This window comes from Bifidobacterium sp. ESL0798 (genome assembly GCF_029395415.1).
GTDB lineage: Bacteria > Actinomycetota > Actinomycetes > Actinomycetales > Bifidobacteriaceae > Bifidobacterium.
The window spans coordinates 1,116,358-1,138,128 of the sequence record NZ_CP113914.1 but is presented as its reverse complement, the minus strand read 5'-3'; the positions used below and the strand labels follow the sequence as shown (position 1 = coordinate 1,138,128).

Annotated in this window: 22 protein-coding genes and 2 pseudogenes; 19 read left to right on the top strand and 5 right to left on the bottom strand. The window is 56.0% G+C overall.

Going from position 1 to position 21,771, the window contains the following annotated elements:
- Positions 1-207 precede the first annotated feature (207 nt).
- From rpsB to OZX74_RS04755, 19 genes are all read left to right on the top strand, one after another.
- Positions 208-1,068: a 30S ribosomal protein S2 gene (gene rpsB, locus OZX74_RS04845; protein WP_277155869.1), complete on the top strand. Its 861-nt coding sequence runs from the start codon at positions 208-210 to the stop codon at positions 1,066-1,068.
- Positions 1,069-1,165: 97 nt separating this feature from the next.
- Complete coding sequence (gene tsf / locus OZX74_RS04840; RefSeq protein ID WP_277155868.1) at positions 1,166-2,017, top strand: translation elongation factor Ts; 852 nt, start codon at positions 1,166-1,168, stop codon at positions 2,015-2,017.
- A 283-nt stretch (positions 2,018-2,300) separates the two neighbouring features.
- The gene (pyrH, locus tag OZX74_RS04835) at positions 2,301-3,050 is read left to right on the top strand and encodes a UMP kinase (protein WP_277155867.1); all 750 of its coding nucleotides are present in this window, start codon (positions 2,301-2,303) and stop codon (positions 3,048-3,050) included.
- 99 nt (positions 3,051-3,149) lie between these two features.
- Positions 3,150-3,704 carry a ribosome recycling factor gene (frr, locus tag OZX74_RS04830; protein WP_277155866.1) on the top strand — a complete coding sequence of 185 codons (555 nt, stop codon included), beginning with the start codon at positions 3,150-3,152 and terminating at the stop codon, positions 3,702-3,704.
- A gap of 81 nt (positions 3,705-3,785) precedes the next feature.
- Positions 3,786-4,772 (top strand): phosphatidate cytidylyltransferase, encoded by a 987-nt coding sequence (locus OZX74_RS04825; RefSeq protein WP_277155865.1) that lies wholly within the window; start codon positions 3,786-3,788, stop codon positions 4,770-4,772.
- A 110-nt stretch (positions 4,773-4,882) separates the two neighbouring features.
- Positions 4,883-6,106, top strand: a complete 1,224-nt coding sequence (gene rlmN, locus OZX74_RS04820; RefSeq protein ID WP_277155864.1) for a 23S rRNA (adenine(2503)-C(2))-methyltransferase RlmN — start codon at positions 4,883-4,885, stop codon at positions 6,104-6,106.
- A gap of 186 nt (positions 6,107-6,292) precedes the next feature.
- The gene (gene hisF, locus OZX74_RS04815) at positions 6,293-7,078 is read left to right on the top strand and encodes an imidazole glycerol phosphate synthase subunit HisF (protein ID WP_277155863.1); all 786 of its coding nucleotides are present in this window, start codon (positions 6,293-6,295) and stop codon (positions 7,076-7,078) included.
- Between the two features lie 112 nt (positions 7,079-7,190).
- Positions 7,191-7,613, top strand: a complete 423-nt coding sequence (gene hisI, locus OZX74_RS04810; protein WP_277155862.1) for a phosphoribosyl-AMP cyclohydrolase — start codon at positions 7,191-7,193, stop codon at positions 7,611-7,613.
- A 96-nt stretch (positions 7,614-7,709) separates the two neighbouring features.
- On the top strand, positions 7,710-8,681 hold the full coding sequence (lgt, locus tag OZX74_RS04805) for a prolipoprotein diacylglyceryl transferase (RefSeq protein ID WP_277157421.1): 972 nt from the start codon (positions 7,710-7,712) through the stop codon (positions 8,679-8,681).
- A 135-nt stretch (positions 8,682-8,816) separates the two neighbouring features.
- Positions 8,817-9,482 carry a ribulose-phosphate 3-epimerase gene (gene rpe, locus OZX74_RS04800; RefSeq protein WP_277155861.1) on the top strand — a complete coding sequence of 222 codons (666 nt, stop codon included), beginning with the start codon at positions 8,817-8,819 and terminating at the stop codon, positions 9,480-9,482.
- 50 nt (positions 9,483-9,532) lie between these two features.
- The gene (locus OZX74_RS04795) at positions 9,533-9,796 is read left to right on the top strand and encodes a phosphoribosyl-ATP diphosphatase (protein ID WP_277155860.1); all 264 of its coding nucleotides are present in this window, start codon (positions 9,533-9,535) and stop codon (positions 9,794-9,796) included.
- A 60-nt stretch (positions 9,797-9,856) separates the two neighbouring features.
- On the top strand, positions 9,857-10,708 hold the full coding sequence (hisG, locus tag OZX74_RS04790) for an ATP phosphoribosyltransferase (protein ID WP_277155859.1): 852 nt from the start codon (positions 9,857-9,859) through the stop codon (positions 10,706-10,708).
- Between the two features lie 8 nt (positions 10,709-10,716).
- Positions 10,717-11,325 carry a CDP-alcohol phosphatidyltransferase family protein gene (locus OZX74_RS04785; RefSeq protein ID WP_277155858.1) on the top strand — a complete coding sequence of 203 codons (609 nt, stop codon included), beginning with the start codon at positions 10,717-10,719 and terminating at the stop codon, positions 11,323-11,325.
- A complete protein-coding gene (locus OZX74_RS04780; protein WP_277155857.1) occupies positions 11,325-12,302 on the top strand; it encodes a DUF881 domain-containing protein in 978 nt (325 codons plus the stop codon). The genes OZX74_RS04785 and OZX74_RS04780 overlap by 1 nt, the downstream gene beginning before the upstream one ends.
- Positions 12,302-12,634, top strand: coding sequence for a small basic family protein (locus OZX74_RS04775; protein ID WP_277144945.1), 333 nt, complete (start codon positions 12,302-12,304; stop codon positions 12,632-12,634). The genes OZX74_RS04780 and OZX74_RS04775 overlap by 1 nt, the downstream gene beginning before the upstream one ends.
- Positions 12,635-12,640: 6 nt before the next feature.
- Positions 12,641-13,453 carry a DUF881 domain-containing protein gene (locus OZX74_RS04770; protein WP_277155856.1) on the top strand — a complete coding sequence of 271 codons (813 nt, stop codon included), beginning with the start codon at positions 12,641-12,643 and terminating at the stop codon, positions 13,451-13,453.
- A gap of 5 nt (positions 13,454-13,458) precedes the next feature.
- Positions 13,459-13,899, top strand: a complete 441-nt coding sequence (locus OZX74_RS04765; protein WP_277155855.1) for an FHA domain-containing protein — start codon at positions 13,459-13,461, stop codon at positions 13,897-13,899.
- Between the two features lie 53 nt (positions 13,900-13,952).
- Complete coding sequence (locus OZX74_RS04760) at positions 13,953-14,615, top strand: MerR family transcriptional regulator (RefSeq protein WP_277155854.1); 663 nt, start codon at positions 13,953-13,955, stop codon at positions 14,613-14,615.
- A gap of 120 nt (positions 14,616-14,735) precedes the next feature.
- Positions 14,736-15,119, top strand: a complete 384-nt coding sequence (locus tag OZX74_RS04755; RefSeq protein ID WP_277155853.1) for a hypothetical protein — start codon at positions 14,736-14,738, stop codon at positions 15,117-15,119.
- A gap of 645 nt (positions 15,120-15,764) precedes the next feature.
- On the opposite strand, the gene OZX74_RS04750 is transcribed toward OZX74_RS04755, so the two are convergent.
- The 5 genes and pseudogenes from OZX74_RS04750 to OZX74_RS04730 form a co-directional block, all read right to left on the bottom strand.
- Positions 15,765-16,112 carry an RNA polymerase-binding protein RbpA gene (locus OZX74_RS04750; RefSeq protein ID WP_277155852.1) on the bottom strand — a complete coding sequence of 116 codons (348 nt, stop codon included), beginning with the start codon at positions 16,110-16,112 and terminating at the stop codon, positions 15,765-15,767.
- 84 nt (positions 16,113-16,196) lie between these two features.
- Positions 16,197-16,721: pseudogene (locus OZX74_RS04745) on the bottom strand (DEAD/DEAH box helicase); the annotation flags it as partial.
- 90 nt (positions 16,722-16,811) lie between these two features.
- Positions 16,812-18,841, bottom strand: a pseudogene (locus tag OZX74_RS04740) (DEAD/DEAH box helicase); the annotation flags it as partial.
- A gap of 203 nt (positions 18,842-19,044) precedes the next feature.
- A complete protein-coding gene (locus tag OZX74_RS04735) occupies positions 19,045-19,509 on the bottom strand; it encodes a hypothetical protein (RefSeq protein WP_277155851.1) in 465 nt (154 codons plus the stop codon).
- 75 nt (positions 19,510-19,584) lie between these two features.
- Positions 19,585-21,507 carry a WYL domain-containing protein gene (locus tag OZX74_RS04730; RefSeq protein ID WP_277157360.1) on the bottom strand — a complete coding sequence of 641 codons (1,923 nt, stop codon included), beginning with the start codon at positions 21,505-21,507 and terminating at the stop codon, positions 19,585-19,587.
- Positions 21,508-21,771 lie beyond the last annotated feature (264 nt).

The following is a 21,771-nucleotide window of genomic DNA, read 5'->3' as shown; positions in this document are numbered from 1 at the left end:
TGTGCTATTTTAAAGAGCAGTGTGTTAAGTGGATTTCGAAGTGGTCACGTCGCTGAGCAATCCACTCAATATTGTCTAACAAACACACAAATTCGCGTCATGCACGTGACGGACTGTGTCGGTCGACCGACTCGCCTGCAAAAAGGCGGGGACGTTGCACGCAGACCCGCATGGCCAGGCAATAACCGACTGAAAGGTAGCATTATCATGGCTCAAATCACTATGAGCGACATGCTGAAGGCAGGACTGCACTTCGGCCATCAGACCCGTCGTTGGAACCCCAAGATGAAGCAGTACATCCTGATGGAGCGCAACGGCATCCACATCATCAATCTCTTCAAGTCGCTCGACCTGATCGACAAGGCCTACGATTTCATCAAGCAGACCGTGGCCCACAACGGCACCGTGCTCTTCGTCGGCACGAAGAAGCAGGCTCAGGAAGCGATCGCCGCACAGGCCACCCGCGTCAACATGCCGTATGTCTCCGAGCGTTGGCTCGGTGGCATGCTCACCAACTTCCAGACCGTCTCCAAGCGCGTCGCGCGCCTGAAGGAACTGGAAGAGATGGACTTCACCGACGTCCACGGCAGCGGCCTGACCAAGAAGGAACTGCTGCTGCTTGAGCGCGAGAAGAACAAGCTGGAGAAGCAGCTCGGTGGCATCCGCAACATGAACCGCACTCCTTCGGCCATGTTCGTCGTCGACATCAACAAGGAGGCGTTGGCCGTCGAAGAAGCTCACAAGCTGAGCATTCCGGTCGTCGCCATCGTCGACACGAACACCGATCCCGATCTCGTCGACTACCCGATTCCGGCCAACGACGACGCCATTCGTGGCGTCGAGCTGCTGACCAGCCTCATGGCTGACGCCGTGGCGGATGGCCTGCTGGAACGGAGCGGCAAGGCGGAGAAGACCGAGGACAAGGCCGAGCAGCCGATGGCCGCTTGGGAAAAGGACCTCTTGAAGGACAAGGAAGAGAAGCCTGCAGAGAGCGCATCGGCGACCGTCGAGACCAGCCCGGCCGCAGCCAAGTCCGAAGAGACGAAGGTCGAAGAGGCCAAGGCCTGACCGACATTGCATACAAAGGCGGTGTCGGAACCTTCCGGGCTTTCGCACCGCCTTTGGCGCATTCAATACATATTCAGCATTTTTAAAGGAGATATCAATGGCAGCAGTAACAGCAGCTTTGATCAAGCAAGTGCGCGACGACACCGGCGCCGGCATGATGGACGTCAAGAAGGCGCTCACCGAAGCCGAGGGCGACGTGGCACGCGCCAAGGAAATCATTCGCGCCAAGGGCATTCAGGCCGCAGGCAAGCGTGAGGGCCGCACCGCCCAGGAAGGCACCATCGCCTCCCGCGTGGTCGACACCGACAACGGTCAGGCCGGTTACGCCGTCGAGCTCAACTCCGAGACCGACTTCGTGGCCAAGACCCCGAAGTTCGTCGCCTTCACCGACAAGGTGCTCGATAACGCCATCGCCGCAGGCGCAAGCACTGCCGACGAGGTTCTGGCCGCCAAGAGCGAGGATGGCACCGTCAAGGAGAGCGTCGAGGAAGCGGCAGCCCTCTTCGGCGAGCATGTCAAGGTCGGCCAGGTGGCCAAGGTCGAAGGCCCGAAGGTCGAGATCTACGCGCACAAGAAGTCCGCAGAGATGCCGCCGAGCATCGTCGCCATCGTCGCCACCGATGAAAAGGGAGCGTCAGTAGCGCATGAGGCCGCTCTGCAGATTTCCGCCATGGGTGCGAAGTGGCTCACCCGCGAGGATGTGCCGGAAGACGTGGTCGCTTCCGAGCGTCGCGTGGCCACCGAGAAGTCCCAAGCCGAAGGCAAGCCCGAGAAGATCATCCCCAAGATCGTCGAAGGTCGTATGAACGCCTTCTACAAGGAGAATGTGCTGCTCGAGCAGGAGTATGTCAAGGACACCTCCAAGCGTGTGGGCGATCTGTTCAAGGAAGTCGGCGGCCAGCTGCTCGGCTTCGCTCGTATCGAGGTCGGCAAGGGCGAAGAGAAGTGATTCGTCGCTCTCCGCGGTTCTGATCTGATCTGAACAATTGGCCGGTATCTTCGGGTACCGGCCAATTGTTGTCTATCACGATATCCGAGGATTCTTTGTAGCAACAATGTCCGGCGATCGGCTGCTCCTATGAAGCACTGATTCATCGCCGGCAGTAGCGGCTGCGGTCGAAAAGATCAGCCGATCAGGGCAGTGGAGCTGGCCGGGGGACTGCTGTCGCCGTGAACAGATAACCTGTTAGTCAGTAATATGCCGCCAAACCCCAAGAACAGAGAGGCCGCTGATGACTAACGATGGCAAGGACGATACCAAGCGCCGAGTGCTGCTGAAGCTTTCAGGTGAAGCATTCGGCGGTGGTCATATCGGTATCGATACGGCGGTTATTCGCCGTGTCGCACAGGAGATCCATACAGCGGTAGGGCGAGGTGTCGAGGTCGCGATCGTCGTCGGCGGCGGCAATTTCTTCCGCGGCGCGGAACTCCAGCAGGCCGGTATCGAACGCAGCCGTGGCGACTACATGGGCATGCTCGGAACCGTCATGAACTGTCTCGCTCTTCAGGATTTCCTCGAACAGGAAGGCCAGGCCACCCGCGTCCAGACCGCCATCACCATGGGCCAGGTTGCAGAACCCTATATCCCGTTGAAAGCCATTCGCCACCTTGAAAAGGGACGGGTGGTTATTTTCGGTGCAGGTGCGGGCATGCCGTATTTCTCCACCGACACCGTCTCCATCCAACGTTCGCTTGAGATTCACTGCGACGCGGTGCTTATGGGCAAAAACGGCGTGGATGGCATCTATACCGCGGATCCTCGCAAGGATTCGAGCGCCAGGCGTTTCAAGACCCTGAGCTACAAGCGGGCTTTGGTCGACAACCTCGCCGTCATGGATGCCGCAGCGCTTTCCATGGCCCGCGACAACGACCAGCACATCCGTGTATTCGGCTTGGAAGAAGCCGGAAACGTCACCAAGGCCCTGGTCGGGGAGCCCATCGGGACCCTGGTGTCCAACATGGAATCGGAAATCGCCCAATAATACGGCGACATCCCTTTTCGATGTTTTCCAGAAGTCATTAATCCACCCAACACAAAACGCAAACCAGTGGCTCGCATCGCGGGCCGTGAAGGAGAAACCATGGCAAATCCTGTAGAACAAGCCAAGCTGCAAATGCAGAAGTCCGTCGAGGCGACCAAGGAGAACTTCTCCGGAATCCGTACCGGTCGTGCCAACCCGGCGCTTCTGAACGGCATCGTCGTGGACTATTACGGCGCCCCGACGCCGATCAAGGCCGTCGCGTCAATCGGCGTGCCCGAACCGCGCACCCTTTCGATCACCCCGTTCGACGGCTCGCAGGCCAACGCCGTCGAAAAGGCAATCCGCGATTCCGACCTTGGCGGCAGCACCAGGCGAGACGGCAACGTCATCCATCTGACCATGCCGGAACTCACCGAAGACCGCCGCAAGGAATACGTCAAACTCGCCAAAGGCAAAGCCGAAGACGGCAAGGTCGCAGTACGCAACATCCGCCGCAAGGCCAAGGAATCGATCGACAAGTCGGTCAAGGACGGCGATATGGGCGAGGACCAGGGCGATCGTCTGCAAAAGGATCTCGACAAGGTCACCAAAGAAACGACCGAGACCATCGATGAGCTTCTCGATGCAAAGGAAAAGGAAATCATGGAGGTCTGATCGATATTTTGCACTTCTCTCCGGATTACGATCGCGCAGAGAAGTGCAAAATCCATTCGGCAGACATGAAAGAGAAGGGTAATGACCAGCAAACAAGGGCATGAGGCAGGCGACGAAGTGAGTTCGGCGCTCAATGACATCAATAAGAAGACGGGGCGCAACATGCCTCAGGCCGTTGCCACAGCCGTATTCCTCGTCGTGCTCATCGTCGCATGCCTGCTGATCAGGATCGATCTGTATGTCGTGATGATCGCGGTTTTCCTTGTTCTGGCGCTGCGTGAGCTTCATGTCTCATTTGCGACAGTGCATCTTTATATTCCGCTGATTGTACTATGGCTGTGCTGCGTCGGCACCCTGCTCTCCATTTACTACGTGCCTGACCATGTGCTGGCGGCAGGCGTCGGCATCACCGTTTCCACGATCGCGGTCGCCATCGCGGCCAATCTCCGTCATAATGTGGGTAAACGCCTTGCCGGGGCCATCGAAGGAAAACTTAAAGCCGCCCAGGGCATCGAAAAAACGGCGGCCCCATCGGCTGCCAATAAGAAAAACGGCGAAAGCAGCATTGACAATGTCGCGGTTTCGGTGTTCCTGGTACTCTATATTCTCGTACTGGCCTCATGCATCATCCTTCCGGAGACCTTCAACGGCCACCCCGTGGCCCATGCCATCATGCTCATCTTCCTGCCGGCGCTTTCCGACACCGGAGGACTTTTCTTTGGCGCGTTCTTCGGACGTCACAAGCTTTCGCCGCGTATCTCACCCAAGAAATCCGTTGAGGGACTATGCGGTTCGATTCTTTTCGCCATGGTCGGCGCATTGGTGATTTTCGCCATCACCTACCCGGGTCTATGGGCAACACGCTGGTGGATGCCGATTCTCACCGGAGTGATGGTCGGCGTCATCGGCACGTTCGGCGATCTATGCGCCTCGATGCTCAAGCGCGACATGGGATTGAAGGACATGGGCCATCTGCTCAAAGGCCACGGCGGGGTCATCGATCGCGTCGACTCGATTCTTCTATGCGCACCCTTCTTTACCGTATTGCTGTGGGCGACCGGCATGTAACTACTGAGAAATCCCGATTCCAGAGGAATTTCTCTGCGACAATGCTTTTATTCTGCACGGATACCAGCAGACACCCGTAAAGGTTCCTGGTTTATTGAATGATGATAATGATGAATGATGCTGTACAAGACAATTCGAAGAACGGCGGACCCGCAAGCGTTCTTTCACCCACAAACGAACCGGTCGAATCGGGAGTGACCGCCGGAGGCAACTCCGGTGCTTTCCGCGATGTGCTGGCCAAGAACCACGCACGCCGAGGAAAGCCGCCGCTGCACTTCGCCGATATGAACGAGGAGCAGCGCATAGAGACGGCCAAGCAGCTGGGCATGCCGAAATTCAGGATCAAACAGCTCGGCAACCATTATTTCGAACACTTCGACAACGACGTCTCCGCGTTCACCGATTTTCCTGCCGCCAAACGCGAAGCGGCACAGCAGGCGTTCTTCCCGACCCTGATCCGCGAAGTGACTCGTCAGGTCGCCGACAACGGCACCACCGTCAAAACGCTGTGGGAGCTCTTTGACGGCTCGCACATCGAATCGGTGCTCATGCGTTATCCGAACCGTGCGACGCTGTGCATCTCCAGCCAGGTGGGTTGCGGCATGGGCTGCCCGTTCTGCGCCACCGGAGGGCTCGGGCTGACCCGCAACCTTTCCACCGCGGAAATCCTCGAGCAGGTTCGTGTCGCCGCCAAGGCCATGGCATCCGGGGCAGTCGCCGGAGGTCCGGGACGTCTGAGCAATGTCGTCTTCATGGGCGAGGGCGAGCCCATGGGCAACTACAAATCCGTGCTTGCCGCCGTTCGTCAGATCAGTGCCATGCCGCCGGTCGGTTTTGGTATTTCGGCGCGTAACATCACCATCTCCACCGTCGGCGTCGTTCCCGGCATCAAAAAGCTGACGAACGAGGGAATTCCCGTACGTCTCGCCGTTTCCCTGCACGCCCCCAACGACACCCTTCGCGATGAGCTGGTGCCGATGAACCGACGTTTCGATTCCGAACAGGTACTTGATGCCGCCCATGATTACTATCTGGCCAGCCATCGCCGGGTGAGCATCGAATACGCACTGATGCGAGGCATCAACGACCAGGCGGAGCACGCCCGCCAACTGGCGCATCGTCTGAACCATTACGGCGACAACTGGGTGCACGTCAATCCGATTCCGCTGAACCCTATCGAGGGCTCGAAATGGACCGCCTCCAAACCCGAGGACGAAGAACGCTTCCTCGATATCCTGCATAGCGCCGGCATCACCGCGACATTGCGCGATACCCGTGGTTCGGATATCGACGGCGCCTGCGGACAGCTGGCGGCCAAGAATATACGTGCGTAGAAGGGTATCGTTATATCCAGCGATTGCAACCACATGGATTGCCCGCGTATATAAATCGCAGACTATGTTTATTCCATTGAACCGGTATGAACCAGATCAAGCGATGTTTTGAGACGCTGCGTTCCTTGTTCCCAGCGATGAATTAGTCTTGAGTCAGATATCTGACGGTTGAGTAGGAGTTGCACTATGTCATTGGCGGTACGAGTGATTCCATGTCTGGATGTGGATGAGGGACGGGTGGTCAAAGGCGTCCATTTCGAGAACCTGCGCGATGCCGGCGATCCTGTCGAGCTTGCGGGACGCTATTACGATGAGGGTGCCGACGAACTCACCTTTCTCGATGTAACGGCCTCGAGCAGCCATCGGCAGACCATGATGGACGTGGTCGCGCGCACCGCAGGCCAGATTTTCATCCCGCTGACCGTCGGAGGAGGCGTCCGCACCGTGGGCGACGTCGATGCACTGCTGCGCAGCGGGGCGGATAAGGTCAGCGTCAACACCGCCGCCATCAACAATCCCGGGCTCATCAGTCAGGTCGCCGAGCGTTTCGGCAACCAGGTCCTGGTGCTTTCCGTCGATGCACGGCGTGAACAGGGGGAGCAGCACACCGAGTCCGGTTTCGAGGTCACCACGATGGGCGGACGGCATTCCACCGGTATCGATGCACTGTGGTGGGCGAAACGCGCGCAGGAGCTTGGCGTCGGCGAGATACTGCTTAATTCGATGGATGCCGACGGCACCGGAAACGGGTTCGATATCGAGATGCTCAAAGCCATGCGCAAGGTGGTCGATATCCCCTTGATCGCCAGCGGCGGCGCCGGAAAACTCGAGGATTTCCCGCCTGCTGTCGAAGCCGGGGCGGACGCGGTGCTCGCGGCTTCCGTGTTCCATTACGGCAAGATGACCATCGCCCAGGTCAAGGCAACCATGAAAGAGCATGGCATCACCGTCCGTGAGCCTGTACACGCCTGATCCGCCGAATGACCGTCTGGGTATCCTTAACCGGATATGGAGACATGACGTCGAATTCGCAGCTGGCAGGTGATTGCATGCAGAAAATAAGGAAAGTTGAAAAGCCAAAAAGATGAAGAGCAACGATATTGTCTACGATAATGCCGAAACGCTGGATCCAAGGCTTGCGGCAAGGCTCAAACGCGATGACAAGGGGCTTGTAGCCGCCGTCATCCAGCAGTACGATTCCCAGCAAGTGCTGATGGTCGGCTACATGAACGACGAGGCGCTGCGCCGCACCCTCACCACCGGCAGGGTCACGTTCTGGTCGCGATCCCGTCAGGAATACTGGCGTAAAGGAGACACCTCCGGCCATGTCCAGTATGTCAAAAGCCTTTCGCTGGACTGCGATGGCGACGCGCTGCTTGTCGAAGTCGACCAGGTGGGGGCGGCCTGCCATACCGGTGCGCGTTCCTGTTTCGAACAAGGAGGGGAAGTCCCCGTCGTCGTGGGCGAACGCAAGCCGGCGGACGCCGCCAACGACGTCTGCCGCTGAGGTGAGCGGGTTATGGCCACGCGTATGATGGCCGGCAGAGACAATAATCAGTTAACGATGCTTTGAGGGGCTATGACACAAGGATCACCATTGAATTTGTTTGCAGGTCGGAATCTGGCGTATATTCCGTCGCCGACCATCTCGAAAATCGTCATCCCGCAGATAACACTCGGCAATTGGTCGATCGGCCCTGTCTCGATTCGTTTCTATGCGCTGTGCATTCTTCTCGGAATCGTGCTGGCAGTATGGATCTGCGAAAAGCGATGGAAGAAACTCGGCGGCAATTTTGATCAGATTCTCGACATCGCCCTGTGCGCGGTGCCGGCAGGCATCATCGGTGCACGCCTCTACCATGTGGTCACCACGCCTGAACGGTTCTTCGGACCTAGCGGCGACCCGATGGAAATACTGCGCATCTGGAACGGCGGCCTCGGCATCTGGGGTGGGGTGCTGTTCGGCGCGCTGGCCGCTTGGGCATGGTGTCGGCACAAGCATTATCCGATGGCGTTGCTCGGGGATGCCGTCGCCCCGGGGCTTCTGGTGGCACAGGCAGTAGGAAGATTGGGCAACTGGTTCAATCAGGAGCTTTATGGCGCTCCGACCACCTTGCCTTGGGGTCTGAAACTCAACATGACCGGCGCGATAGGTCACACCGAACAATGCTATGACGGTCAGACCTGTCCTACAGGGACGCTTTTCCAGCCTACATTCCTTTACGAGATGATTTGGAACCTCATCGGTGCGGCGCTGATCGTCTGGATCGGCCGCAAGGCGGTGAACAAGCTCAAAGCCGGAAGCCTGTTCACCGTTTACGTGATGTGGTACACCGCCGGACGCACCTGGATCGAGGCGTTGCGCATCGATTTTGCGCACGAAATCCTTGGGGTACGAGTCAATGTATGGGTTTCGATGGTCGTCTTTGTGCTGGGCGTAGTGGCGTTTATCGTCGTGCAGAAGATCGGCAGTTCCACCATAAGCCTGTCCGAACGTCTCCGCACCTTGACGGAAGTCGAAGAACTCGCACAAGCCGACGCCGAACAAGCCAAAGACAAGTCCGAAAAGAAGTAGCCCGGACCAAGGGACACATCAACCTCAACCGACATTGCGAGAGAAAAATCCAATGTCTCCAAAAGCGAATAGGATTCTCAAAGGCTTTGCTACGAGCCGTTTTCAAGTCGTTCGCCCAGCATAGGATATACAGTTATGACCATTCAAATCGCACCAAGCATTCTTTCAGCGGATTTCTGCAATCTTGAACGTGACCTCAAAGCCATCGACCATGCCGACTTGGTCCACGTCGATGTGATGGACCATCATTTCGTCCCTAATCTCACCCTTGGCGAACCTGTGGTCAAGCGTATCTGCGAGGTCACCGACCTGCCGGTAGACGTGCATCTGATGATTGAGGATCCCGATCGCTGGGCTCCCGAGTACGCCAAACTCGGAGCCGCTTCGGTGAGCTTCCATATGGGAGCCGTCCACGCCCCGGTGCGCCTTGCCCGTCAGCTGCACGAGATGGGTTGCAAAGCCTGTTTCGCGGTTCGTCCGGCAGAGCCTGTGGAGCCGATTTTCGACATCCTCGAAGAATTCGACATGATTCTGATCATGACGGTCGAACCCGGATTCGGCGGTCAGAAGTTCCTCGACAACCAGATGGCAAAAGTCCGCCGTCTGCGTGACGAGATAACCCGTCGTGGCCTGAAGACCCATATCCAGGTCGATGGCGGGGTAAGCCCCAAGACGGCCGACATCGTAGCCAAGGCTGGAGCCGATGTGCTCGTCGCCGGTTCCGCGGTCTACGGGGCCGATGACCGAGCCAAGGCGATAGATGACATCCGCGCCAAGGCACAGGCCGCATACCAGGACTGACCCAGCTACGCCAACGCACCATGATGTGCGAAAACAACGGAGAGATAACCATGAAGACATTCGAATCACTGTTCAAGGAACTGAGCGAAAAAGCCGAGAGTCGACCGGTCGGCTCCAAAACGGTCGACGAGCTCGACAAGGGCACGCATTTCATCGGCAAGAAAATCACTGAAGAGGCGGGGGAGACCTGGATCGCCGCGGAATATGAAGGCGCCGAGCGGACCGCAGAGGAAATGAGCCAGCTCATCTACCATATCCAGGTGATGATGATCAAGCACGGCATCAGTCTGGAAGACCTGTATAAGAACCTTTAGGAACCGATGCCAGCGCACACCGGACGACAGCGATAAGCAAAGAAGCGAAGGAGGAGGATAATGCTGAGAATTGCCGTTCCCAACAAGGGCATGCTCTCTGAGCCTGCATGGAGTCTCTTGAAGGAAGCCGGATACCAATTGCGTACCCAACCACGTCAACTGGTGGTCGAAGACCAGGACAACCAGGTTGAGCTCTTCTATCTCCGTCCTTTGGATATCGCCATATACGTGGGGCAAGGCGCCATCGATGTCGGCATTACCGGCCGGGATATGTTGCGCAATACCGATACGGACGCCACCGAGGACCTTCCGCTCGGTTTTGGGGCCTCGACATTCCGTTTCGCGGCTCCCAATGATTCTTCAATTAACACGCTCGAGGATGTCGAAGGCAAGCGGATTGCAAGTTCATTCGACAAGCTAGTCCGCGATTACTTGGGCAAGCATGGACTTCATGCCGACATCACCCACTTGGACGGTGCCGTGGAATCTTCTGTTCAGCTCGGTGTCGCCGATTTGATCGCCGATGTGGTTTCCACAGGTACCACTTTGCATAATGCCGGCTTGAGGATTTTCGGCGATCCGATTCTTCACTCCGAGGCCATCCTCATCCGTTCCCCGCACATCAACGAGGACGATAAGCAGCTTATGATTTTCAAGCGGCGTCTCGAAGGCGTGCTAACCGCCCGACGATACGTGATGATGGACTATGACGTACCGGTCAGCAAGGTTGGCGCAGCCGTGGCACTTACACCCGGACTGGAAAGCCCGACCATCTCACCGCTTCACGACCAGCAGTGGTGTGCAGTCCGTGCCATGGTGGAACGCGAGAAGGTGAATCGGACGATGGACCAACTTTACGACGTCGGTGCCCGAGCCATCATTGTCACTGCCCTGCAAGCTTCAAGAATCTGAACCCTTTTATGAAACTTCCGATCAATTCCAACAACCGTTACAGTCCGGACGCGCGTGATATCTACTTCACCGTCCCGAACCTCATCAGTGTTCTGCGCATCGTCTCGATACCTTTCATCTCGTGGCTGACGGCGCAACACAAAATGATTGCGGCGCTTGTCGTGCTCGCGATTTCAGCGGCAAGCGACGGGCTGGACGGAATCATCGCCAGGAAATGGAACCAGGTCAGCAAAATAGGCCAGATCCTTGACCCTGTGGCCGACCGATTGCTGATATTCTGCAGTATTCTCGCACTGGGCTGGGCCGGGATAATACCATGGTGGATGCTGTTCGTAGTAGGCCTGCGTGACCTCATGTTGCTGGCATTGATCGTTGTCCTCGCCCAGCACGACTACGGGCCTTTGCCTGTTCATTTCGTAGGCAAAGCCGGAACAGCGTTATTGATGATTTCCATCACCGCGCTGATTTTCGCCGACCTGTGGAGCAATACGTTTACGCAGATCCTTCATCTGGGCGCTTTGGCCGCGGGCATCTGGGGCATCATCCTCTATTGGATGGCCGGTTACATCTATATTCGTCAAGGCATCACCCTGCTTCGGCACGATTCGGACCGATAATGGCAAAGCCGGAACGAACACCCGCATCCTTCCGTGTGGAAATCGACGGACAACTGATCAAACGACGCGCGGTGTTCTCGAAGGCCGTTCGAGATCTCGGCCCCTGGCACGCCGTCAGCGAAGACGCCGCTGCCTCCCTCTCTGCACGACACCGGCGCAAAGTCGTCGATGACAGCCTGCGGCTCATCGACGACCTGACCAATCGCCCGCTCGACCCTCTTTTTTCCGATGCCCGGCTTACCCAGCAAAAGCAACGCTCGAAATTCTCCACCTGGTTCACCCGCATCATCGTCTTCATCATCTGCATCGCGGTGGGTTTCGTCGGCATCGTTTTCGTCAGACAGCTCAATACCGACCCACGCAGACAGGTGCGTGCAAGCCTTATTTCAGAACTGCAAGCCCAGAATGCCAGTCTCAAAAAGACGACCACCGAAGTCACCGACTTGCATACCAAGGTCAGCAGGCTTTCCGATTCCATGCCCAATGCTGGACCGGATTCCACCCTTACCCAGGATGAGATGACGAACGGCGCACTGGCCGTAAAGGGATCCGGGATCGTCGTCACACTGGCCGACCCCGTGGCCTCCGGAACCGCAAACGGCAATGGTCCAAGGGAGAACAACGCCAACCATATCCGCGTGGTCACCGATTCGGACCTGCAGAATATCGTCAACCTGCTCTGGAAAGCCGGGGCCGAGGCGATTTCCGTCAACGGTTATCGTCTCGGAGTCTCAACTTCGGTGAGAACAGCGGGGCAGACAATTCTCATAGGAGTGAATCAGGTGGCCAGTCCCTATAAGATAGAAGCGATAGGGAACCAGAAAAACCTGTCGCAGGCAATGGACAGCGACTCGCAGCCTGGGTTGTATCGCACGCTTAACGCCGCTGGTATCAACCCGCAGGTGTCAAGATCCTACTCATTGAGGTTGCCTGCGGCGCAAGCCACAGGTGTGACGCACGCGAAAAGGAGCAAATGATGGCAGCAGTGCTCGGTCTCATCATCGGAGTCATCATCGGCATCTTCGTGAAGCCGGACATCCCCATCGTCCTGCAGCCTTACCTGCCGATCATGGTGGTGGCGGCCCTCGACGCCCTACTTGGGGCGGCAAGGGCGTATTTCGAACGTTCGTTCTCCGACAAGGTGTTCGTCATATCCTTCATCTCCAATGTCCTGACAGCCACATTGCTGGTGCTTCTCGGCAACCAGCTCGGGGTCGGGTCCCAGTTGCAGACCGCCGTCATCGTCGTGCTCGGCATACGAATCTTCTCCAACGTCTCCGCCATTCGCCGATTCATCTTCAAGGGCTGAGCGACCATGGGAGACAAAAAGAATCGCAACATTCTCAGCAGCATGCATATCCAGCATGCCCAGGACCGTGAAAACGACCGGACAGACACCGGTTCCTTCCCCATAGTGCGTCAAAGGCCGAAAAAAATGGGCGGCGGGCTTGTCAGCAGGTTGATGACCAGCCTGTTGATCGTCCTTTTGTGCGCGTTGCTTGGTTTCGGCTATGCCATTCAGCTCAACAACAAGACCTCCACCTACGAGACGATGAGCGAAGAGGAACTCACCAGACTCATCAGCGAAACCAGCACGCAGGTCCAGAATCTCCAGCAGCGCAAAACCGAACTGACCGGCCAGCTCAATTCCTTGAAGGCTGCTGCCAACAAACAGCAGGAAGCGCAGCGTATCGCCAAGGAAAACGAGGATACCAGCGGTATTCTTTCCGGTCGTTTGCCTGCCGTCGGCAAAGGCGTCATCATCACCATTTCTCAAGGAAGCAAGGAACGCATCGATGCCGCCACCATGTTTCAGCTGCTCGAGGAGCTGCGCAATGCCGGCGTCGAGGTGATGGCATTGAACCATGTGCGTGTGGTGACCTCGACGTATATCACCGAGACCAGGAAAAGCCTTGAATGCGATGGACAGATATTGAAGCCCCCATACAGGGTCAAAGCCATCGGTGACCCGCAGAATCTGCAGAATGCCGTCAATATCGCCGGGGGCGTGGGTTCGAGGTTCAAGGTGAAATTCGGAGCCAAGGTCACCGTGACTCCGAGCGAAAGTGTAGATATCAGCGAGACACGCGATGCCGAGCAATATCAGTACGCAAAAACGGTAGAATGAACATTATGACTAATCCGATTCCAAGCGCAGGCGAGACAACCATCATAGGTCTTCCTGCTGTAAATATTCCGGTCACCTCCGCAGGAGACCGTCCGTTGACCCAAGACGATCTTGATACCATGACCAAATTGTCGCCGGGCTCGGCATTGCTGATTTCGACCAGGGGAGCGGTGTCGGGTTCCCGTTACCTCCTCGATGAGGATGAGGTGAGCGTCGGTCGTGACCCGCACGCGGATATTCTTTTGGATGATTCCACCGTCTCCCGCGCTCATGCGGTGTTCCGCCGCACCGGTGACACGTTTGAAGTGGTGGATGCGGGCAGTCTCAATGGCACTTACGTCAATCGTCAACGCGTCGATCGTGCGACGCTGCACAACGGCGACGAGATCATGATAGGCAAGTTCCGTCTGGTGTTTTTCTCGTCATCAGCGGTGGTTGCCAAATAAACAGGTAAGACCGTGCACTGAAACGGTGTTTGCGAGGAGGAGAGGAGGCCAGCATGGACCGAGATGACACGGCATCCATATCTCGTTCCTCCTTTTCGGGCAGGGCACGCAAGGCACGGCATGACACTTCGGCAGACTTGGTGCAGGGGGAGTTGTTCTCCGAACCCAACGAAGAGACGGCCACTCGAGGTTATCGCGGAACAGTGGCTTCCAAGGTCGCCGGCATCACTTACCGTCAACTTGATTATTGGGCCCGCAAGCAGATTGTGGTGCCTTCCATCACCCAGTCGCATGGCTCCGGTTCAAGAAGACTGTACTCATTCAAGGATGTCCTTATCCTGGCGGTTTCCAAGAAACTGCTGGATACCGGCGTCAATCTGCAGAATGTCACGGCGGCGATTAGATTTCTTGCACGGCATCGCACCAAACAGCTTGAGCACATGACCATCATCTGCGACGGTCAGGATGTCAGGGAATGTGAGAACGGCGACGAAGTGCTGAAACTGATCGATCAAGGTACAGCTGTTTTCGCGGTGTCGGTGGGGAAGTTGTGGCATCAGGTCGAGGAGCAGCTCAAGCAGGAAAAACACATGGATATTACGCCAGGTGACTCTCCTGTATCCGCCCTGCCTGTTTCGCCCATTGATGACATTGCTGCAGAACGGATGCGTCAGAAACTCGAAAACCAACGTTTGGAACGAGCTTCGCAGCACTGATATCGGCATTTTTCGTTATTTGCTTTAAAATTATCGAATATCGTTATTTACAGTTTATACTTATTTGGATTCTTAAATTTCAGAGTTACCGACAAACGCCGACACGAAGGTTTCGAGTACATGGCCGCTATACTTCCGGGATTTCTTTGGATTTTCGCTTTGCTCTGGGCGCTGGGAATCTGCGCGATTTGCCTGGTCAACGGTGCACTGCGAAAAAAAGACGATCATCGCAAGGTCGAAACGGTGCAATGGTCGGTCATCATCATGCAGGTGGTCTCGATGTTCCTGTGCTGCGCACCGTACGGAGTCTACAAGTTGCTGCGAGCCCAGATTCACGGCACAATCCATCATGTCTACGCCGTACTTGGCATTCCGTCTGTCATCGTTCTGGGAATCTTTTTCGTAACCGAATTGGTTCTGATGTATCTGCAGGCAGAGCAAGCCCAGAGAAGTATCGTCGATGAGGTCCTCACAAAGCGGCATCACAACGCAACTGTCAGGTGAAACTAAAAAATTACCAAGAACAGTTTGAAGTGATTGCATTGCCGATTGATTGCTACTGCGTAAGTTCACAGCAAAGCCTAGGTAACGACTGCGAGCCAGTCTTTTTGCAAACATCTATAAGCGCATATTGTTGTGTAAACCACTGCAAGCCTAAATATAAAACATAGTGATTGTAAACTGTTGTAGGCAAGTCTGCTTGGTATAACCGCAAAGCATTCTTTATTCATCGGCATCAGTAAGGACGAGCCACGTTATATAAGCAAGCGAAACTAGATATATAACGTAGCGACCACGAGCGATTATTAAGCCAAGCGCGTACTTCGGTATATAACCGCGAGACGTTATATCAAGATTTTCTTAGTATCGTAGGGGATGCGCGCGTCACGTTATGTAAGCCAAGCGAAACTAGGTACATAACGTGTAGCGACCGCGAGCGATTATGTAAGCCAAGCAAAGCTTGGGTATATAACCGCGAGACGTTATGTCGAGATTTCTCCGAAATCTGACATAACGTACATTATCGGATATTTAATTACTTGATAATCCACTACCGCAAGCGTACGAATTCGAATACAAAGAACGGTGACCGCTTGCATATCGTCAAGCCATCACCGTCAGTGAAATCCTTTTTAGTGAACCGATGATTCACTCGTAATCCGGGAACCAACCCTCACGATGCATTTTGAGTCTCTTGTCGAGCAAGTCCTTCAATTCGCTTTCGGTACGACGTTCCATGAGCATGTCCCAATGCGTTCTGGTCGGCTTCTTGATCTCGTCGACCTCATCCGAATCGGCGTCTTCACGTTTGGCGACCTCACCGCAACGGCATTCCCATTCGGCAGGAACGTCCGCGCCCTCGGCGAATGGCAAAATCGTGCGATGACCTTTCGGGCATACGTACGCTACATCAGATCTCGCTGCAAAATCGACGTTTTCATCGGATTCGAGTGACTTCGCCCCGATACTCATACCACGCAGGCTGCGTTCCGCCATACATTCTCCTTGTAGTTAGTCTAGTTCTAAAGTACAGAACAGTTCGGACGAGTCTATTATTCCCTGTCCACAATGTTTTGCCGCTCAGTCGACCCCCGAGTATGCGACGATACCACGGTTGACCAGCTTATTGGCCTTGCTCGCATTCTCGGCAAGATGCGGATTGTCCGCCTCGTAGTAGGTCTGTGCGGTCGAAATCTGTTGAAGGACGTCTGAGAGACGTTTTGCGTTACGAACGAAATCGCCGCCGGTCAGCTCGCTGCCGTGCAGAATCTGGGCGAGATCCTCTCCCCGCGCCCAGTCGTAGATGACATCGACAAGGCCAAAATCAAGCGGTTCTAATTCGTCGAGATCGGCATCCTCCCGCATCATCTCGACATCGGCAAAGACATCCCTCAACTGTCGGCAACTTGAAGCCACTGGACCACCAGGTCCTCCGGGGTAACGCCGTGGCTCGTTGTCTGTTCCCCTGCGCGCCTGATATACCAACGAAGACAGGGTCGCAGCGAGTTCCTCTGGTTCCAGCTCATCCAGGAAACCGTCGGTGATGGCTTCCGAAAGCACCAAGTCGTATTCGCTATACAGATGCCTGAGCAATTGCCCCCGCATGGTGAGCTGATAGTCTCGTGTCACCGATACAGACTGTGATTCGGGCATTCGTTCTGATGATTCGTTCTGATCATTCGACGCTTTCGAAGCCGTTCCGTCATTCGTAATTAAGGAAGACGAATCATGATAGCCTTCTTGCGATGCATCAACGCCGAAATTCTCTTTGGTTTCCTTAAGATAACCGAGTGAGGAAAGCACGGTGCAGATCTGGTCGAATTGGCGCGCAACAGACCCGGTGCGTGACTCGTAGCGTCCTCGTGCATGCCGCAGCTCTTTGGATTCACGCAGCCAGCGATGCCCCCACTTCAGATGGTTCTGGAAGTCCGGGCATGACTTGCAGGGATGCTCGCTTTCTTCGGTTTTCAGTTGCTCGATACGTTTGTCGAGATTGCGGAACTCTGCGCTGCGTTCCTTGTCGCTGGTAAAGCTTCTGCGCTTGAGATGCCTGCGTTCGTCCTTCTGCAGATAGGAAAGCTTCTGGCGGATGGTCATGAATTCCTTGAAATCACCGTGCGAGCAGGCGAACGCCTTTTCATAGCCTGCAACGGCCTTTTCGAGCGTCTGTATACGACTTTCCAAGTCTTCGGCGGACTCGTTGGCCTCCCATTGCGCGAACGAGTGGTCGAGCGTGTCTCGCGCGGTTTCGTAACTGCTGGAATTGAGCAGGTTCACCGCCATATTGAACGTGGGTTTGAAGCTGGAATGCAGCGGATAGACACGTTTGCTGGAAAGCGAGGCGGCCGTGGCCGGCACGAAGCCCTGATGGTCGACGATGATCGCATGCCCGATGGTGTCGATGCCTCGTCTGCCGGCGCGACCGGTGAGCTGGGTGTATTCGCCCGGTGTCAATGTCACGTGGTCCACGCCGTTGAATTTCTCAAGCTTTTCGATGACCACGCAACGAGCCGGCATGTTGATGCCCAAGGCAAGCGTTTCGGTGGCGAAGATCATCTTGATCAGCCCATCTTCGAAAAGCCGTTCGACGATCTGCCGGAAAAGCGCCACCATACCTGCGTGGTGGGGCGCGAAGCCCTCTTCCAACGCATAGCGGAAACGCGCGAAACCAAGCGCTTTGAGGTCGGCGTGGTCGAGTTCGCCTTCAACCATTTCGTCGACGATGGCTCGTATGCGCATCACCTCGTCTTTGGTGGTCAGCTCCAATCCGGCACGAAGGCATTGCTCGACGGCCTCGTCGCATCCGTTGCGCGAGAAGATGAAGTAGATGCCTGGCAGAAGACCCATGAAGTTCAGTTCATCGACCACGGCCCATCGGCGTGGGATATAGCGGCGAACCTGACCGGGCCTACGACGCTTTTCCACTCCCCTGCGATGCCGGTTTTTGCCGCCTCGCCGTTCTTCATGGGCGCGCACGACGGCTTTTCTGTCGAGCTGGTCGATACGGTCGACGAGCTTCGCGTTGAGTTTGTCGGTCTGCACGCCGTTGTTGTTGTGACGGTACAGGTCGATGAGTTCCGGCTCATGCTGGTCGTCGCTTTGTACCATGACGTGCTGTTCAAGCGGCACGGGACGTTTTTCGGAAACGACGAGTTTCGTGGCCCCGCGAACGGATTCTATCCATGCGCAGAAATCCTCGACGTTGGATACTGTGGCGGAAAGTCCGACGATTTTGACGGACTTGGGAAGGTGAATAATAACCTCTTCCCACACCGGCCCGCGGAATTTGTCGGCGAGATAGTGGACTTCGTCGAGGATGACATATCGCAATGCGCGCAATGTCTCCGAATTCTCATAGAGCATGTTGCGCAGCACCTCGGTGGTCATCACCACGATGTTGGCTTCCGAGTTGATGGATGTGTCACCGGTCAGCAGTCCTACGTTCTCGGCACCGTATACGTCCACGAGATCATGGTATTTCTGGTTGCTCAGGGCCTTGATGGGCGTGGTATAGAACGCCTTGACGCTCCTTTCCTGCGCCAAGTGCATGGCGAAATCCGCGACGATCGTCTTGCCGGCACCTGTCGGGGCTGCGAGAAGAACATTCTTGCCGGCTTCAAGCGCTTCATCCGCTTCTATCTGAAAGGGATCGAGCTCGAACGGGAGCCTCCGAGCGAATCGTGCCGCTTCCGAGCGTTCGTAGGTGCTATTTTTTTGAACACCATATAGCGTTGCGACGGCGACAAAGACTGTTCCTCTGATGAATATTGGTCTGTCCGGGCGCTGAAATCCTCGGATTCCAAGGCCGGATGTTTTTTATGACGATAATGATGTGAATGACTCATAGAAGTGAAACTGTCGATTCATGAAAGACGGATATGCTGCTATACAGAGGCAGGATATTCGAAAGGGGCGTTGCAACGGCCATTTAATCGGCCTTTGCAATATTGCGACTGGAATCGTCTCGGCTTTTCTCATCCGACGAAAGCTGACTGTCCAGTATGATGCCGTCAAAAGCCTGGTTTGACGATGGGGAAACCGCTTGGTTCCTTTGCGAAGGAACGTTTCCGGTGAACGGGACCTTGTTATGCCTCCAGATGCTCCAGCGTTCTGCGTGACGGTTATGTCGCGAGATTCGCCGGCGCTCAACTTCGGTTTGTGCAAGGCTGTAACGATGCGCCGCAGTGGAAAGAGGCTGGGTAAACAGCGGCTTTTCCGGACTTTCGCTGGAAGGCTCAGACTGTTGCATCGCATTCAGATAGTGCTGAATTTCCTTGCCCGTGCCCGCAATGCTGCGAGCCGCGCGAAGCGCATGGATACCGGCATAGACCAAACCGACCACAAGAGCGGCAAGCACGACTACGGCGACGATGATCCAACCCCACCAAGGCATGTGACTCCCCTTTCCCGGTTTCAATGATTTCGATTTATCTTATCGCAATCGAAATCTTCGGTTTCCGTTACGAACCTACTTATCCTGCTGAATATTGTTCTCAAGAGTCAGCTCTCGATGGGCTCTGGCTACAATCATCGTCAACAGCGGTTCCGGTGCGACGGCGATGATATGGCGAGCATGCGCGATGGCGAAAGCGACGAACCACGAATCCGAGGAAACCGTGAGATGGACTTTCTCCCCCTCGCCACAAGGTTCGACGGTGGCTCCGGGAAGCGTCTTGGTGAACGCCAGATCAGGTTTGTCGGTGATGAACACGGTCGAGGTTCCGTTGTCGAAGCTCCACTTGCGCAGCTCGGCGACAGGGACATCCGGGATATCAAGCTGGCTTGTCGGCTCGACAAGGTCCGCCTTTTCGATGCGCGAAAGACGCAGGACCTGCCAGATGCGCGGATGACCGGTGGCCTTGTTGATGGTCGTGTCTTTGGCAACGAACTTCTTCTCATCCTTGGGCGCGGCCTTGGCGACATCGGTCCACACGGCGACATAGTAGACGCCTTCATCCACGAAGATCTTGGAGGGAGCGACGAGCTTACGCCGAGTGCGGCCCGTGCCGTCGGTGTATTCCATATCCAGAAGCGAATCAGTGGAGATCGCCCGCTTGACCACGCTGAAACTGCGAGGCTCGACTTCGTAGCCGGTGAGGGAAAGCCAAGGGGTCTCCCCCGGCTTGACATGCTGGCGCAGACGGACATACAGGGATTCCGCCTGTTCGCGCTGAGCCAGGGGAAGCAAGGAGGAATGCGCAAGATAACTCACGGAAGCCGTCAGCATGCTCAGATATTGCTGCGAAATACCGGCAAGACGTTCGAGACCAAGCGAATTGGTGGCCGAGACGATGCCATCGGCATCCAGCAGCGACCAATCGATGTCGAAGAACTGGCTGCCTGCCATCTCGCCATCATCGGAAACGGTGGTGAGCGTGTTGATGTCCTTGCGGATGACGGCAACACCCTTCTTCTTCTCGTCCTCGGTCTTCGGCTCGCCGATGAAGCGTTCCGCAAGCTCATCCAGGGAATACTCCTCGCCCAGATGCGCAGAGAGGAACAGCATCAGACGCAGCCTGCGGTCCACTTCGCTGCCGGTCTGGAAGGAGGAGCTGCGCTTCGAGTGCGACTTGCCGTTTTCGGGGTCGACATCGCTGTTCGCCGTGGTTTTGTTGATGGACGGGGTGACGATGGTCTCCCCCATCTCGCCCTGGCTTTCGTCGGCCAACGTGAAATTGACCGCGGCGTTGAGCCTGCGGTTCCAGGCATCCACCGCTTCTTGAGGAGAGACGACCGAAGAGCCTGGATGCTCAAGCATGAACATGGCCAGATCGTCGGAATCCGTGTAGGCGACGTTCATATGCCCGCCGTCCACGTCGATGGTCGCGGCGAAACGCCGCTGATCGACGACCTTCATCAGATTGTCAGGAATCGGCTGCGTGCCAAGCCCCGGGGCAATCGAGTCAAGCCCGAGTCCCGGCGTCGGGGTCTGCGGCACACGCGGCGCGGTGCGGGAGGCGTGCTGTTCTTCGTGCTTCGACGAGGACGAGGAAATCGACATCGAACGCGCCAGATAGTTCGCGGCGGCGAGCACCGGCAGGTCTTCCTGCTTGAAGCGAAGGCGCACCCTCGGCTCATCGCCCAACTGCAGACGGTAGGATGCAAAATCCTGCCCTTCGGACTTCGAAGAGTATTCGGGTTGACGGGATTCGATGGCTATGCCCATGGCCGCCAACTTGGCGCGGTCACGCTGGAATTGCTTGGCGAACGCGGCCTTGGCCGCCTGATCGGCAAGTTCTCCGTAAGAATCAGCATAAGCCTTGACGCGTTGCGCGATCTGCCGTGAAGTCAACCATTGGGGGAACGCAGATGATAGAACGGCGAGGACATCTAGTTCGTGCTTGCCCCACTTGTCGGAAAAACGTCGCCTTCCGTTGCTTCCTTCTGCCATTAGTCCTCACGTATCGTTATTGTTCAGGTAAAAGCGTGCGACTTGTGACGCACGCCCTTATCTATATTAGATGCTTTTTTTAGTAAATTGCGGAATTTCGCAAATTTAATTCTTTTTATCACGTTTTTTACGCGTGTCCCCGCGCTTTTCGAGGCTATGTGATTGGTTCATCATGCTCATAATTGAGTTTGCCGATCATTCGCATCGAACATCAATACCCAGCGAATAAAGAACCGCAAGGCCATGGTTGCGACATTGCGGTTC

What these genes read in the sequence shown, in the direction of transcription:
- rpsB (WP_277155869.1), top strand. Translation starts at nt 208, where the DNA reads ATGGCTCAAATCACTATGAGCGACATGCTGAAGGCAGGACTGCACTTC.
- tsf (WP_277155868.1), top strand. Translation starts at nt 1,166, where the DNA reads ATGGCAGCAGTAACAGCAGCTTTGATCAAGCAAGTGCGCGACGACACC.
- pyrH (WP_277155867.1), top strand. Translation starts at nt 2,301, where the DNA reads ATGACTAACGATGGCAAGGACGATACCAAGCGCCGAGTGCTGCTGAAG.
- frr (WP_277155866.1), top strand. Translation starts at nt 3,150, where the DNA reads ATGGCAAATCCTGTAGAACAAGCCAAGCTGCAAATGCAGAAGTCCGTC.
- OZX74_RS04825 (WP_277155865.1), top strand. Translation starts at nt 3,786, where the DNA reads ATGACCAGCAAACAAGGGCATGAGGCAGGCGACGAAGTGAGTTCGGCG.
- rlmN (WP_277155864.1), top strand. Translation starts at nt 4,883, where the DNA reads ATGAATGATGCTGTACAAGACAATTCGAAGAACGGCGGACCCGCAAGC.
- hisF (WP_277155863.1), top strand. Translation starts at nt 6,293, where the DNA reads ATGTCATTGGCGGTACGAGTGATTCCATGTCTGGATGTGGATGAGGGA.
- hisI (WP_277155862.1), top strand. Translation starts at nt 7,191, where the DNA reads ATGAAGAGCAACGATATTGTCTACGATAATGCCGAAACGCTGGATCCA.
- rpe (WP_277155861.1), top strand. Translation starts at nt 8,817, where the DNA reads ATGACCATTCAAATCGCACCAAGCATTCTTTCAGCGGATTTCTGCAAT.
- OZX74_RS04795 (WP_277155860.1), top strand. Translation starts at nt 9,533, where the DNA reads ATGAAGACATTCGAATCACTGTTCAAGGAACTGAGCGAAAAAGCCGAG.
- hisG (WP_277155859.1), top strand. Translation starts at nt 9,857, where the DNA reads ATGCTGAGAATTGCCGTTCCCAACAAGGGCATGCTCTCTGAGCCTGCA.
- OZX74_RS04785 (WP_277155858.1), top strand. Translation starts at nt 10,717, where the DNA reads ATGAAACTTCCGATCAATTCCAACAACCGTTACAGTCCGGACGCGCGT.
- OZX74_RS04780 (WP_277155857.1), top strand. Translation starts at nt 11,325, where the DNA reads ATGGCAAAGCCGGAACGAACACCCGCATCCTTCCGTGTGGAAATCGAC.
- OZX74_RS04775 (WP_277144945.1), top strand. Translation starts at nt 12,302, where the DNA reads ATGGCAGCAGTGCTCGGTCTCATCATCGGAGTCATCATCGGCATCTTC.
- OZX74_RS04770 (WP_277155856.1), top strand. Translation starts at nt 12,641, where the DNA reads ATGGGAGACAAAAAGAATCGCAACATTCTCAGCAGCATGCATATCCAG.
- OZX74_RS04765 (WP_277155855.1), top strand. Translation starts at nt 13,459, where the DNA reads ATGACTAATCCGATTCCAAGCGCAGGCGAGACAACCATCATAGGTCTT.
- OZX74_RS04760 (WP_277155854.1), top strand. Translation starts at nt 13,953, where the DNA reads ATGGACCGAGATGACACGGCATCCATATCTCGTTCCTCCTTTTCGGGC.
- OZX74_RS04755 (WP_277155853.1), top strand. Translation starts at nt 14,736, where the DNA reads ATGGCCGCTATACTTCCGGGATTTCTTTGGATTTTCGCTTTGCTCTGG.
- OZX74_RS04750 (WP_277155852.1), bottom strand. Translation starts at nt 16,112, where the DNA reads ATGGCGGAACGCAGCCTGCGTGGTATGAGTATCGGGGCGAAGTCACTC.
- OZX74_RS04735 (WP_277155851.1), bottom strand. Translation starts at nt 19,509, where the DNA reads ATGCCTTGGTGGGGTTGGATCATCGTCGCCGTAGTCGTGCTTGCCGCT.
- OZX74_RS04730 (WP_277157360.1), bottom strand. Translation starts at nt 21,507, where the DNA reads ATGGCAGAAGGAAGCAACGGAAGGCGACGTTTTTCCGACAAGTGGGGC.